Annotated in this window: 13 protein-coding genes; 7 read left to right on the forward strand and 6 right to left on the reverse strand. The window is 69.7% G+C overall.

Annotation, left to right across the window (positions count from 1 at the left end):
- Window position 1: 1 nt before the first annotated feature.
- The 3 genes from ACWFR4_RS18425 to ACWFR4_RS18435 form a co-directional block, all read right to left on the reverse strand.
- On the reverse strand, window positions 2-922 hold the full coding sequence (locus ACWFR4_RS18425; RefSeq protein ID WP_453653295.1) for a hypothetical protein: 921 nt from the start codon (window positions 920-922) through the stop codon (window positions 2-4).
- 197 nt (window positions 923-1,119) lie between these two features.
- Window positions 1,120-1,404: a DUF397 domain-containing protein gene (locus ACWFR4_RS18430; protein ID WP_453653296.1), complete on the reverse strand. Its 285-nt coding sequence runs from the start codon at window positions 1,402-1,404 to the stop codon at window positions 1,120-1,122.
- Window positions 1,385-2,239 (reverse strand): helix-turn-helix domain-containing protein, encoded by an 855-nt coding sequence (locus ACWFR4_RS18435; protein WP_453653298.1) that lies wholly within the window; start codon window positions 2,237-2,239, stop codon window positions 1,385-1,387. Before ACWFR4_RS18435 ends, ACWFR4_RS18430 begins: the two co-directional genes overlap by 20 nt.
- Window positions 2,240-2,377: 138 nt before the next feature.
- On the opposite strand from ACWFR4_RS18435, the gene ACWFR4_RS18440 reads away from it, so the two are divergent.
- The 3 genes from ACWFR4_RS18440 to ACWFR4_RS18450 are packed head-to-tail and all read left to right on the forward strand — an operon-like array spanning window position 2,378 to window position 3,902.
- Entirely contained in the window at window positions 2,378-2,797 is a 420-nt protein-coding gene (locus ACWFR4_RS18440) for an ATP-binding protein (RefSeq protein ID WP_453653300.1), read from the forward strand.
- Window positions 2,797-3,036, forward strand: coding sequence for a hypothetical protein (locus ACWFR4_RS18445; protein WP_453653302.1), 240 nt, complete (start codon window positions 2,797-2,799; stop codon window positions 3,034-3,036). Before ACWFR4_RS18440 ends, ACWFR4_RS18445 begins: the two co-directional genes overlap by 1 nt.
- A gap of 23 nt (window positions 3,037-3,059) precedes the next feature.
- Entirely contained in the window at window positions 3,060-3,902 is an 843-nt protein-coding gene (locus ACWFR4_RS18450; RefSeq protein ID WP_453653304.1) for a DUF3626 domain-containing protein, read from the forward strand.
- Between the two features lie 61 nt (window positions 3,903-3,963).
- Here the strand turns inward: ACWFR4_RS18450 and ACWFR4_RS18455 are convergent, their stop codons facing one another.
- The 3 genes from ACWFR4_RS18455 to ACWFR4_RS18465 all read right to left on the reverse strand — a co-directional run bounded on the left by ACWFR4_RS18455 (window position 3,964) and on the right by ACWFR4_RS18465 (window position 7,704).
- Window positions 3,964-4,143 carry a hypothetical protein gene (locus ACWFR4_RS18455; protein ID WP_453653306.1) on the reverse strand — a complete coding sequence of 60 codons (180 nt, stop codon included), beginning with the start codon at window positions 4,141-4,143 and terminating at the stop codon, window positions 3,964-3,966.
- A gap of 188 nt (window positions 4,144-4,331) precedes the next feature.
- On the reverse strand, window positions 4,332-4,505 hold the full coding sequence (locus tag ACWFR4_RS18460) for a sigma-like protein (protein WP_453455718.1): 174 nt from the start codon (window positions 4,503-4,505) through the stop codon (window positions 4,332-4,334).
- Between the two features lie 196 nt (window positions 4,506-4,701).
- The gene (locus ACWFR4_RS18465; RefSeq protein ID WP_453653308.1) at window positions 4,702-7,704 is read right to left on the reverse strand and encodes a BTAD domain-containing putative transcriptional regulator; all 3,003 of its coding nucleotides are present in this window, start codon (window positions 7,702-7,704) and stop codon (window positions 4,702-4,704) included.
- Between the two features lie 165 nt (window positions 7,705-7,869).
- On the opposite strand from ACWFR4_RS18465, the gene ACWFR4_RS18470 reads away from it, so the two are divergent.
- The 4 genes from ACWFR4_RS18470 to ACWFR4_RS18485 all read left to right on the forward strand — a co-directional run bounded on the left by ACWFR4_RS18470 (window position 7,870) and on the right by ACWFR4_RS18485 (window position 12,149).
- Window positions 7,870-9,120 carry an amidohydrolase family protein gene (locus tag ACWFR4_RS18470; RefSeq protein WP_453455724.1) on the forward strand — a complete coding sequence of 417 codons (1,251 nt, stop codon included), beginning with the start codon at window positions 7,870-7,872 and terminating at the stop codon, window positions 9,118-9,120.
- On the forward strand, window positions 9,117-10,079 hold the full coding sequence (locus ACWFR4_RS18475) for a TIGR03619 family F420-dependent LLM class oxidoreductase (RefSeq protein ID WP_453653310.1): 963 nt from the start codon (window positions 9,117-9,119) through the stop codon (window positions 10,077-10,079). The genes ACWFR4_RS18470 and ACWFR4_RS18475 overlap by 4 nt, the downstream gene beginning before the upstream one ends.
- Window positions 10,080-10,105: 26 nt before the next feature.
- Entirely contained in the window at window positions 10,106-10,885 is a 780-nt protein-coding gene (locus tag ACWFR4_RS18480) for an SDR family NAD(P)-dependent oxidoreductase (protein ID WP_453653312.1), read from the forward strand.
- Between the two features lie 145 nt (window positions 10,886-11,030).
- A complete protein-coding gene (locus ACWFR4_RS18485; RefSeq protein ID WP_453455728.1) occupies window positions 11,031-12,149 on the forward strand; it encodes an LLM class flavin-dependent oxidoreductase in 1,119 nt (372 codons plus the stop codon).
- Window positions 12,150-12,155: the final 6 nt, after the last annotated feature.

A 12,155-nucleotide genomic window follows, 5' to 3' on the forward strand; every position in this document is an offset into this window, starting at 1 on the left:
GCTATCCGAGGGCGGCACGGATCTCCTCGATCATCCGCTCGGGCCGCTGGAACACGTCGGCGGCGGTGCAGCGCAGGAGGAGGCGGACCTCCGGGCACTGGAGGACCTGGTTGAAGCGGTCGATGTCCCGCCGGTGGGCTTCTAGGGAGCCGTGGTACGCGTAGCCCTCGATCTCGACGGCGAGCCCTTCCGCCCGGAACAGGAAGTCCAGGAAGCGGCGCCGCCCGTCCGGCGTGCGTACTTCCACCTGGCTCTCGGGCCGCAGGCCGGCATCATGCAGGCGCAGGCGGGCGACGGTCTCGGCGGGGGACCCGGCACCGGGGTCCACGAGCTTCAGCCGGCCCCGCGCCCGGGACGCCCCGAGCAGCGGCGCGTCCAGTTCGGCGGCGAGCGCGGCGGCGGTCGTGAGCGGGGGCCGGCGCACTCGGCCCACCGTGCGCCGGGTGAGGGCCGACTCGACGGCGACCAGCGCGTCGTCCGTAGGACCGTCTGCCCGGAGCAGGTCGGCGACGGTGCGGTTCACGTGCGTGACGCGCAGCCCCCATCGGACCGCGATCTCGCTCGCCGCGAGGGGCATCCGGTGCACGCGCACCCCCGTACCCTCCCGGCGGAGTGTGAGCCCGGGGTCGGTGAAGTGCAGGGTGTGGGCGCCGCGCTCGGGGGTGAGGGTCTCGATCCGCCAGAGCGCTGCGGCGCTGCGGTGACTGACGACGAGTCCCGGCTTGAGCAGTTGTACGGCGCGCAGCCGTATCGGCAGGTCGGGCCGCCGCCCGGGCTCGCCCCACGCCCCGGCTCGCAGCCGGGTCCAGCCTTCGTCACGCAACCGCCGCGTGAGCGTACGCCCCGCCCACCCCGCTTCCAGTGCGGCCGAGGTGAGCAACACCCCGCCCCGCGCCAACGCCCGCAACTCCGTCCCGGCCATGAGATGACTCTGCCGGAGCGGGGGATGTGGCGCTCGGGCCTGTGGATAACCAGCGCGTGAGGCGGGCGCCCGGTGGGTGGGGCCTGCGTGGGTGGCTGGCTGGCGGGGTGGGATTGGCGGCTTTGGGTCAGGGAGTGTGCGCTACGAGGGGGGTGGGCGTGGCCGGGATCTGCCTATCGCTGTTCTCTAGCTGGGGGTCAGCGCTTCAGGTCGGCTACGAAGGCGGCCCAGGCCGGGGTGCGGAAGAGGAGGACGGGGCCGCCGGAGCGGGCGGTCTTCGAGTCCCGGACGGGCACGAGGGCGGGGTGGCCTTGGGCTACTTCGACGCAGTTCCCGCCGTCGCCGTTGCTGTAGGTGCTCTTCGTCCAGTGGGCGGCGCCGGGGAAGGCCTCGGCGATCTCGACGCAGTCGCCGCCGCTGCCGTTGCTGTAGGTGCTCTTCCTCCAGCACGCGCCGCTCAAGTCAAAGTCGTTGCTTGCCATTTCGGTAGTCCTCAGCCGCTTCCTCGATCAGGGCGAGGGACGCCTCCGGCGGCAGAGCGGCGGCCCTGAGCCGATCGTACGACCTGCGGTACTCCTTCACGAGGGCCGGATCATCGATGGTGTCACCGGTGTGGAGCGACTCCGTGTAGACCAGGGGCGGGGCATCAGCGAAGGTCATGACCTTCGCGGTGCCGAGCATGAAGGGATGCGCCCCGCAATTCCACGGAAGGATCTGTGGAGTGATCCGGTGCCGGTGCGCCAAGGCGGCGATACGGTCGAGTTGTTCGGCCATTTCCTCGGGCGGGAGGATGGGTAGCCGCAGCAGCAATTCATGCAGGATCGCCCAGTACTCGGGCGTCGAGTGGTCGTCGTCGAAGAGGCGGGCTCGCGCCAGGCGGGCGTTCACCTTGGCGTCGGTCCTCTCCTGGGGTTCGAGAGGATGCGTTGCCCGCACGACGGCACGGGCGTAGGCCTCGGTCTGCAGCAGGCCAGGGATGAGGGTCGGGCACCACTCCTCGATGGCCTCCGCGTGCTTCTCCGCCTCCAGTACCTTCTCGAAGTAACTCGCGTGACCGGCCCGTCGGGCCTTGCGCACTTCCTCGCAGCGCCGCCCGAAGAACCCGTCGGTCTCAAGGACCCGGTCCACGTGTTCGGCGAGGTCGCGCGGCATGCGGCGCTCGCCGCGTTCGATCTCGCTGAGGTGGCTCTGGCCGTAGAAGCTGCCCTCGACGAGCTGTTGGAGCGTGAGCCCGGCCGCCTCCCGTTTCCACCGCAACTCCTTGCCGTAGAAGCAGGCGACGCTCTCCGAGCCGTCGATGTCCTTGCGTCGCACCATGCGCTACCGCCGATTCCACAACTGCCGGGCGCAGTTCCACAGTTCGGGTCCGGGAACCCAAACCCTTTTACGGTACGCCGCTCAGCGCCACTGTGTGACTGATTCGCCACGGAGTGCACTCGATGGGAAGGCGTACGCATGCACCACCAAACCCCCACCGCTGTCGGCGCGAGGGTAGTGAGCCCGCACGAACTGGCCGTCGAGTTGCTCGCCGTTCCGAAGGCCGTGCCCGAGCTGCGCAGAGCGGTGCGGGGGCACTTGGGTGCGGAGTGCTCCGAAGTGCAGCTCTGTGTCAGTGAGTTGCTGGGGAACGTGATCCGGCATGTGGGGGAGGGGACGCCGGTTCGCGTGCGGGTGGCGCGGGTGGAGGGCGTCGGGATCCGGGTCGAGGTCACGGACCCCGACCCACGCGTGCTCCCCGTGCTCCTGCACGCGACGGGGGAGGACGAGTCGGGGCGGGGCCTCGTACTGCTCGACGCGGTGGCGCGGCGATGGGGCGTGGAACAGGGCGCGGCGTCGAAGACGGTGTGGTGTGAGGTCGAAGCGGAGGAGGCGTAGTGCTGCCGGCCTTGCTCGGGCGGGTGCTCGCGTGGCTGTTGCCGGGCGGGGGCACCCGGCGTCGGGCCGTCACGGTGACGGAGCCGGGGCCGGTCGCACCGCCGCCCCCGCGTGCGCGGCCCCGTAGCCCTTACGCACGCGAGGCGGCGGCGGACTACCGGGTCGACGTGTCCGACGACCCGCTGACCCGGCCCTACTACCGCCACTACCGCGCGACGGAATCCATGTGCGCAGGTTGAGTGGCGTGGGGAACACTGCCCAGATGAGCTCCGAGGCCTTCCGGAAACCGCAGGAACGGGCCCTTCGCCATGTCGCGTCAGTGGCGTCGGGCCCTCCGCTTGATCCGGCGCTGCGGGTAACGATCAACTTCCACCCGGACCGCCTGTTGCACGGCAAGCCGATCCTGGACGCACTGGCGGACGACGGCCTCTACCGCTCGCAGTTCGTCACGGGCACGAGCAACGGCGGCCTGACCGCGCATCCCGGCGGGGACCGGTGGCGCTGGGAGAGCCGGATCTTCGGCGGTTCATATGACGGGGCGCCTGCTCACGAGAGGCCGGTCTACGGGGCGTTGAACTTCCGCCGTAAGGCGGTGGGCGCGGCGCCGCGGTTCGGTTCGGCTCACTTCCGGCTGGCTGGAGGGGCGGTGGCGCGGACGACGTTCTGCTACCCGGACAGTTTCCTTGAGCCCTCGGATTTCGGTGTCGCCGATCGTATGGGGCTCATCGACCTTGCCCTGGCCGACAACCAGGACGACCTCGACGACTACATCGAGGCGCAGGTGCATGGGCCGGTCCGGCTGAACGGCCATGTGGAGGCGGTGGTCTTGGACCCGTGCTACCGCGACTCCCCGGTCGAGGCCGCGGCGCTGCGCCTCGGCTGCCCGGTGGAGTGGCACGGTGGCTTCCGCCTCGGGGTCGAGGAACTCCGCCGTCACCCGGACTACCGAGGTCAGGAGTACGTCGACCTGGCCACGCGGATCGCCGTCGGCGGCGTACTCGATCCCCGCATCATCGGAGACGCGGCCCGCGCCGGCCACTACGCCCCGCAGTCGGTCAAGAAGGTGTGGCACTACCTGGCGCGCTTCGGAGCGCCCCGCGCTTAGGGCGCGGGTACGACGATGGGGCCGAGCTCGGTGAGCTCGGCCCCATCGAGGAGGTGCTGGATCAGGGCATGTGGCTGTCCTGCGGCGCGACCGGCGCGTGGCTGTCCAGCGGCACAATCGGCGCGTGGCTGTCCGGCGGGCTCACGGGCATGTGGCTGTCCGCCAGTGCCGGCGCGGCCGCGCCGGCTGCGACGCCGACGACCATGGCAGCGGTGACGAGGATCCTCTTGGTGCGCGTCATGGCAACTCCTGTGATGCGAGTGGTCATTCGGACATCAAGTGACGCTAGTGGCAGGAGATGGATCTTCGATGAAATCGGACAGTTTCTGCCAGAGTTTGGCCTGAGCGAGTCGCCTCGCCCGGACATGACTCGGCCGCGACGGCTCCCCCTCCGCGCCGCCGCGGCCGATCCCCGTCGGGAAGAAAGTCTTAGGAGTCCTTGGCCGGAGCCGGCGCGTGGTTGTCCATCGTGATGATGGTGTCGTCGGCCGGCGGCGCGGGCGCGTGGTTGTCCATCGTGATGATGGTGTCGTCGGCCGGCGGCGCGGGCGCGTGGTTGTCCATCGTGGTGATGTCTTCCAGCTTCTTCTCTGCCTTGCTCATTGCCATGAACCCCTTCTGACGCGACCGGATGACAGAACCCTTGCCCGGCAACTCCCCCGAGGGTTGCCGGACAAGGGCCGTAGTGGGCGCTCACCTGCGAGGCAAGTCCCGGCGATCCGTCTGCCCCCCGACGCGGCGGATCGATGACCTAAGCATGTCAGGCAGCTATAAACGTTCAATGAACGCCCCAGCAGTCTCAAACTGCGGGGGTCGGGGCGAGCAGCTCTCGGACTTCACTGGCTTGGGCGTCGGCGCCTGTCGCCTCGTACAGGGCAAGAGCCTCGCGCCAACAGACACGTGCGCGATCCACCTGACCGACGCTGACGAGGGATCGCCCAAGCGTCGTGAGGATGCCGGCGCGTGAGCGGTCGCCCCCCACAAAGCCCGTGGCGAGCGCCTGTTCGGCGTGCTGAGCGGCCGAGGTGGGACGCTTCGCTGCGAGGTGCGCCTGAGCAATCCGGAAGTGAGTGGTGCCTTCCCAGAGTCGCTGACGGTTCTTGGTGAAGATCTGAAGTGCCTCAGCAAGCTCGTCCAGGGCATCGGACGACCGGCCGGCCTGGATCAGGGCAATGCCCAGCGCGTATCGGGCATTCGCCAACCGCAAAGTGCGCCCAATGCGGTTGTAGATCTCCACGCCCTCACGGGCAAGGGAGATTGCGTTGGTCGAGTCCCCCATGGAGGCGCGAAGGCGCGAGAGATTGCATACGGCGCTGGCTTCTGCAGGGAGGTTGCCGTCGCAGCGGGAGCCGTCAATTGCCTTGCGGAGATGATCTTCGGCCTCGGCGTGCTTCCCTTGGATGAAAGCGATGATCCCCCGATCGTTGCTGGACCAGTAGAGAGGCGCGACGTCGTCGGCTGACGCGGCAAATAGTGCCGCTTGACGTGCCTCGTCGTCCGCCTCCTCATAACGGCCGGCTACGAGATGGACGTTGGTGAGCGTCGTTCGAGCCCGTCCCTCTGCTCGTGCATCGTCGGCAGCAGTTGCGGCTTGCCTGGCTGCATGAGCGGCCGACTCGTACTGCTTGGCATTCGCGCCGGACTCCGCCAAGTCTTTGGCCGCCCAGAGAAGGTCGACGGCCTGACGGAGCGTGGTGCCTCCTGACGCTTGTCGAGCGCATGCCAGCAGGGAGTTGGCCTCGGTGTACAACCAGTCGAGGGCGTCATGGCGGTCGTGGAACTCGATGCCTGCATAGCGAGTGGGCGCCAAATGATCTACGACGCGATCCCCCGGCCGCTCAATCGCATAGACCCTGGCCGCAGTAGCCAGATAGAAGTCCAGCAGCCGAGACATCGCCGCCTCCCGCTCCTCCGGAGGCAGCTCGTCCCGCTCCGCGCACGCACGCGCGTAGAGCCGGACCAGGTCGTGGTAGCGGTAGCGGCCGGGGGCCGCGGACTCCAGCAGGGACGTGTCGACCAGCGACTCCAGGAGGTCCTCCGTCGGCTCGACCGGGAGGTCCAGGACCGCCGCCGCCGCCGCGAGGGAGATGTCCGGGCCGTCCGCGAGGCCCAGCAACCGGAAGGCCCGAGCCTGCGCGGGCTCCAGCTGGCCGTAGCCCAGTTCGAACGTCGCCTTGACCGCCAGGTCGCCCGCCTGGAGTTCGTCCAGGCGGCGGCGCTCGTCGGCGAGCTTCGCCGCCAGGACCGAGACCGTCCACGTGCGCCGCGCCGCGAGGCGCGACGCCGCGATGCGGATGGCGAGGGGGAGGAAGCCGCAGGCGGCGACCACGTCGAGGGCCGCCTCTCGCTCGGAGGCCACCCGTTCCGCGCCCACGATCTTCGTGAAGAGCTGGAGCGCTTCCTCCGGCGACATCACGTCGAGGTCCACGAGATGCGCGCCCACCAGGTCGACCATGCGGACGCGGCCCGTGATGAGCGCGGCGCAGCCTTCCGTGCCGGGGAGCAGGGGGCGGACCTGGGCGGCGTCGCGGGCGTTGTCCAGGAGGATCAGGACGCGGCGGCCGTCGAGCGTGGAACGGTAGAGCGCCGAGCGTTCTTCCAGGGAGTCGGGGATCGCCGAGTCGGCCGTGCCGAGCGCGCGCAGGAACGAGCCGAGGACCGTCTCCGGTTCCGCCGCGCGCGGGCCCGCGCCCTGGAGGTCGACGTACAGCTGGCCGTCCGGGAAGGACGGGCGGGCGGCGTGGGCCACGTGGACGGCGAGCGTCGTCTTTCCTACGCCGCCGATTCCGGCCACCGCCGACACCGCCATGACCTGGCCCTCCCCGTCGGGGGAGGAGGCGGACGACAGGATGTCGCGCAGTTCGGTCACGAATGACGCCCGGCCGGTGAAGTCCGGGACCGTCGCCGGGAGTTGCGCGGGGCGGAGTGGGCTCGCCGAGGGTTCCGCCGTCGGGGCGGACGGTTCCGCGAGTGCCGGGTCCGCCTGGAGGATGCGCTGCTGGAGTTCGGCGAGGCCGTGGCGCGGGTCGACGCCGAGTTCGTCGGCGAGGAGGCGGCGCGTGTCGGCGTAGACGGCGAGGGCCTCGGCCTGGCGGCCTGAGCGGTAGAGGGCCAGCATGAGGAGCTCGCGGAGGCGTTCGCGCAGGGGGTGCGCGGCGGTGAGGGCGGTGAGTTCGGAGACCGCCTCCGCGTGGCAGCCCTGCTCCAGGTCCATGTCGAGGCGGTATTCGAGCAGGCCGAGGCGCCATTCCTCCAGGCGGGCGCGCTGGGTCTCGGCGTACGGGCCGGGGATGTTGGCGAGAGGTTCGCCGTCCCACAGGGCCAGCGCCCGGTTGGCCAGCTCGCGTGCCTTGCACAGGTCTCCTGCGCCCCGGGCCTTCTCGGTGTCGGAGCGCAGCGCCTCCGCCGCGGCCAGGTCGAGCGCGTCGCCGCTCACGGAACGGATCGCGTAGCCGCCGGACTCGCTGACGAGGACGCCGGGGTCGAGGATCTTGCGCAGCCGGGAGGCGTACGTACGGACGGCGGCGAGGGCCTGCGACGGGGGTTCGTCGCCCCACAGGGCGTCGATCAGCTCGGCGGCCGTCGCGGTGCGTCCCTCGCGCAGCAGGAGCGCCGCGAGCAGGGCGCGCTGCTGTGGGGAGCCCGTGGTCAGGAGCTCGTCGCCGCGCCAGGCGCGCACCGGGCCGAGCACACTGAAGCGCAGGCTCGCCGGAACCTCCGTGGCCTCGGGCAGCTCAGCGCTCCCGGTGCTTTTGGAGGTCCCGGCGTACCGCTGCTCCGGTACTCGCGGTACACCGTCCATCGCTGCCCCCTGCCGCACGCGTCGGATCCAAAGACGACGAGGCCAGTTTGCCTTGTTCATGGCGGATGCGTCAGCCACGCGAGACAGCCATCACAGACACCTCACCTCATGTCCCCGCTGTCCGGAGAGCTGACGGGTCGTCAGATCGGCGCTACCGTGGTCGACATGGAGACCAAGGAGACCAAGGAGAGCCCGCAGGGCTTCCCCCGGATCATTTCGGTGGATGACCACACTGTGGAACCGCCCGGCGTCTGGCAGGACCGCCTCCCGGCCAAATACCGGGACGAAGGCCCGCGTGTCGTGCGCGCGCCCCTGAAGGAAATGACGTTCCTGGGCGGCAAGTTCGCGCCCGTCATGGGCGCACCCGGGGACGAGGGGCCGATAGGTGACTGGTGGGTCTACGAGGACCTGCACCGCCCCCTCACCCGCCTCGACACCGCCGTCGGCTACGACCGTGACGAGATCAAGCTCGAGGTCATCACGTACGAGCAGATGCGTCCGGGCTCGTACGACGTGCCGGCCCGGCTCGCCGACATGGATGTCAACCACGTCCAGTCCGCGCTCTGCTTCCCCACCTTCCCGCGCTTTTGCGGGCAGACGTTCACCGAGGCCAAGAACCGTGAACTCGGGCTGCTCGGTGTGCGCGCGTACAACGACTGGATGGTGCAGGAGTGGTGCGGGCCGCAGGCCCAGGGGCGGCTCATACCGCTCACCCTCGTCCCGCTGTGGGACGCCGAGCTCGCCGCGGCAGAGGTGCGACGCAACGCCGCCCGGGGCGTGCGTGCCGTCGCCTTCTCCGAGATACCGCCGCACCTGGGCCTGCCGTCCGTCCACACGGACGAGTGGGACCCCTTCCTGCGGGCCTGCGACGAGACCGGCACCGTCATCGCGATGCACATCGGGTCGTCCAGCAAGATGCCGTCGACCTCGCCCGACGCGCCGCCCGCCGTCGGCTCGACCATCACCTTCGCCAACTGCTGTTTCTCGATGGTCGACTGGCTGATGAGCGGCAAGTTCGAGCGCTTCCCGAACCTGAAGATCATGTATGCCGAGGGCCAGATCGGCTGGATCCCGTACATCCTGGAGCGCGCGGACGTCGTCTGGGAGGAGAACCGCGGCTGGGGCGGCGTCGCCGACAAGGTGCGCAAGAGGCCCTCCGAGTACTTCACCGACCACGTCTACGGCTGCTTCTTCGACGACGCGTTCGGGCTCAAGAACCTCGACGCGATCGGCGTCGCGAACGTGCTCTACGAGACCGACTACCCGCACTCCGACTCCACCTGGCCGAAGTCCAAGGAGGTCGGCGAGGCGCAGATGGGGCACCTGGACGCCGACGTCGTCGAGCGCATCGTGCGCGGCAACGCCATCGACCTGCTGGGGCTGACCGACGACGGACTCTGGGCGGGGCGGCGGTGAGCGGCGGGCCGGCTGTGAGCGGCCGGGCGCCCGGGCGTCTGACCTACGGCATCCAGCTCCCGGTCCAGTCCCAGTCCACGATGTACGCCGAGAGCTGGGAGGCCGGGGCCGGCGCCGCCGACCTCGCCGAGATCGCCCGCACCGCCGACCGCTCCGGCTTCGACTACATCGCCTGCTGCGACCATGTCGCCATCCCGCGCCGCCTCGCCGACGCCATGAGCACCACCTGGTACGACCCGGTGGCCACGCTCGCCTACCTCGCGGGCATCACCGAGAACGTGCGCCTCATGAGCCACGTCGCGATCATCGGCCTGCGCCATCCGCTGGCCACCGCCAAGCAGTACGCCACCCTCGACCATCTCTGTGGGGGCCGGCTGATCCTCGGCGTCGGGGCAGGGCACGTACAGGAGGAGTTCGAGGCGCTCGGGGTCGACTTCGCGCGGCGCGGGGCCGTGCTCGACGAGGCCATGGACGCGCTGAAGGCGGCGCTCGGGCCGGAGGAGTATCCGTCGTTCAAGGGGGAGCGGTACGCCTTCGAAGGGCTCGGGCAGCGGCCGCGTCCCGCGCAGAGCAGGGTCCCCGTATGGGTGGGCGGTTCTTCGGCCCCGGCGGTGCGCCGCGCCGCCCTGAAGGGGGACGGATGGCTGCCGCAGGGGGACAGCCGCGAGCAACTGCCGGGACAGATAGCGAAGTTGAAGCGGCTTCGGGAGGAGGCGGGTATCGAGGCTCCCGTCACCGTGGGCGCGATCGCCGAGCCTCTGTACGTGGGCGTACCCGCGTGGCACGTCGGGCGGCGCGCCCTGTCCGGCGCCCCGCAGGCCCTCGCCGAGTCGCTGCGCGCGTACGGCGCGATGGGGGTGGACCAGATCCAGGTCCGGTTCCGCTCCCGGAGTCTCGGTGAACTCACCGACCAGATGGCGGCGTTCGCCGCCGACGTCGCTCCGCACCTGAACGACTAGGCACCTCAATGACTAGGAGTACCGGCATGGGCAAGCTGGACGGGCGCGTCGTCGTCATCACGGGCGCGGCGCGCGGGCAGGGCGAGCAGGAGGCGCGGCTGTTCGCCGCGGAGGGCGCCAAGGTGGTGCTCGGGGACGTCCTCGACGATCAGGGCGAGGCGCTCGCCAAGGAGATAGGCGGGCTCTACGTCCATCTGGACGTGAGCCGCGAGGACGACTGGGCGGCCGCCGTCGCCGCCGCGAAGAGGGCGTACGGGAAGATCGACGGGCTCGTGAACAACGCCGGGATCCTGCGGTTCAACGAGCTGGTCAGCACGCCCCTGGACGAGTTCCAGCAGATCATCCAGGTCAACCAGGTGGGTGCCTTCCTCGGGATCAAGACCGTCGCGCCCGAGATCGAGTCGGCCGGCGGGGGCACGATCGTGAACACGGCCTCCTACACGGGGGTGACGGGTATGGCGTACGTCGGCGCGTACACCGCCACCAAGCACGCGATCGTGGGGCTGACGAAGGTGGCGGCCCTCGAGCTGGCCGCGAAGAAGATCCGTGTGAACGCCGTCTGCCCCGGCGCCATCGACACCGCCATGAGCAATCCCTCGCAGCTGGACCCGGGCGCGGACACCGAGGAGGCCTCGCAGGCGCTCGACGAGCTGTACCGCAAGCTCGTGCCGCTGGGGCGGGTCGGGCAGCCCGAGGAGGTGGCGCGGCTCGCGCTGTTTTTGACCTCGCAGGAGGACTCCGCGTACATCACGGGCCAGCCGTTCGTCATCGACGGCGGGTGGCTGGCGGGCGTCAGCGTGCTGTGATCCCGCGAGATCTGACGCTGCATCAGGTATTGACGCTGTACGGGCACGGTGAAACAGTCGGCACATCGAATCTGACGGTACGTCAGAAAGAGCGCAGGAGCTTCTGACGCAGCCGCCGGTCACAGACAGGGGACGGTGAACCTCCTTGGAATTCGGGCTCTTTGTACAGGGATATGTGGGCAAGCGGGCCGAGACCGACCCGCTCGCCGAGCACAAGGCGCTGATGGAGGAGACCGAGTACGTCATCCAGGCGGACAAGTCGGGCTTCAAGTACGCCTGGGCGTCCGAGCACCACTTCCTGGAGGAGTACTCGCACCTCTCCGCCAACGACGTCTTCCTCGGCTACCTCGCCCACGCCACCGAACGCATCCACCTCGGCTCCGGCATCTTCAACCCGCTCGCCCAGGTCAACCATCCGGTGAAGGTCGCCGAGAAGGTCGCCATGCTCGACCATCTCAGCGAGGGGCGTCACGAGTTCGGCAGCGGGCGCGGCGCGGGCAGCCACGAGATCCTCGGCTTCATCCCCGGCGTCACCGACATGAACTACACGAAGGAGATCTGGGAAGAGACCATCGCCGAGTTCCCGAAGATGTGGCTCCAGGAGGAGTACGTCGGGTTCAAGGGCAAGCACTGGCAGCTGCCGCCGCGCAAGATCTTCCCCAAGCCGTACGGGAAGGCGCACCCCGCCATGTGGTACGCGGCAGGCTCCCCGCCCTCGTACGCGATGGCCGCCAGGAAGGGCCTCGGCGTCCTGGGCTTCAGCGTCCAGAAGGTCTCCGACATGGAGTGGGTGCTCGACCAGTACAAGTCGAACATCGGCAAGGCGGAGCCCGTCGGGGCGTTCGTCAACGACAACGTCATGGTGACCTCGACCGCGATCTGCGCGCCGACCCACGCGGAGGCCGTACGGATCGCCGCGACCGGCGGGCTGCACTACCTCCAGTCGCTCGTCTTCCGCTACCACGACACGTTCCCGCGCCCCGAGGGCTTCCCCGTGTGGCCCGAGACGCTGCCCGAGTTCAACGAGGAGATCATCGAACTCCTCATCGCCGAGGAGCTGCTGATCTGCGGCGACCCGGACGAGGTGCTCACGCAGTGCAAGCGGTGGGAGCAGGCGGGCGCCGACCAGCTGTCGTTCGGCATGCCGATCGGCATCTCCAAGGAGGACACGCTCCAGTCGATCAAGCTCATCGGCGAGCACGTCATCCCGAAGATCGACACGGATCCGGTGCACCGGACGACGCGCTTCCGCGACGCCGTCTGATCCGGT

It is taken from the genome of Streptomyces sp. NPDC055140 (genome assembly GCF_053607285.1).